This is a genomic window from Brevundimonas sp. P7753 (genome assembly GCF_013386595.1).
Classification (GTDB): domain Bacteria; phylum Pseudomonadota; class Alphaproteobacteria; order Caulobacterales; family Caulobacteraceae; genus Brevundimonas; species Brevundimonas bullata.
Map to the genome: position 1 here is coordinate 1 of NZ_JACARP010000069.1, position 731 is coordinate 731.

General features: G+C 66.8%; 1 protein-coding gene and 1 pseudogene. Both read left to right on the forward strand.

Going from position 1 to position 731, the window contains the following annotated elements; all coding sequences use genetic code 11:
• A pseudogene (locus HX774_RS13670) lies at window positions 1-226 on the forward strand (hypothetical protein); the annotation flags it as partial.
• 312 nt (window positions 227-538) lie between these two features.
• On the forward strand, window positions 539-731 hold a 193-nt coding region (locus tag HX774_RS13675), incomplete at its 3' end, for a tryptophan synthase subunit alpha (RefSeq protein ID WP_178827572.1).

The window sequence follows — 731 nt, forward strand, 5'->3', positions numbered from 1 at the left end:
AGCCTATCTGGCCCAGTTCGAGAAGGACGGCTGGCTGCCCGCTGCCGGCGACGACAACCGCGTGGTCCTGATCAAGCGCCGCGAGGCCGGCGGCTGCGACGGCATGCAGATGATCGCCTTCTTCGACGAGTCCAAGCCGGCCGAGGCGACCGCGCCCGGCTACCTCGGCTTCGCCACCATCCCCGGCGACGTCTGCGCCGGTCATGCGACGCCGCCAGCCTCATGAAGCGGCTTGTCGCTGTGACATTGATGGCGATGGGGCTGGGGGCTTGCGTGGAAACCGTGAAGTTCGCGTCCCTGGCTCCGTCGAGCGAGAGCATTACTCGCGCCCTTGCAGCGGAACGAACCTTGAACCACGGGCCGGCTAAGGCCCTTCGGGACCGCGATCCTGTCAACGCCGAACGTGTATCTCTTTGCCTGAAGGCTGGCGGTGGCCATCACGATTTGATGGATGCGCGACTGGACGGTGACCGGGTTTGCGGGACCTTGTCGTGGCCAGCCAGCAAGGGTGNNGCTGGCTGAAGTGCCAGGGAGACACATGACGACTGCACGCATCAACGCCCGTTTCGCCGCGCTGAAGGCCGAGGGCCGGGCCGGCTTTATTCCCTATGTCATGACCGGCGATCCCAGCCGGGACGAGGCGCTGGAGATTCTGCGCGGCCTGCCCGCCGCGGGGGCCGACCTGATCGAACTGGGTCTGGCCTTTTCCGACCCGATGGCAGAGGGGCCGC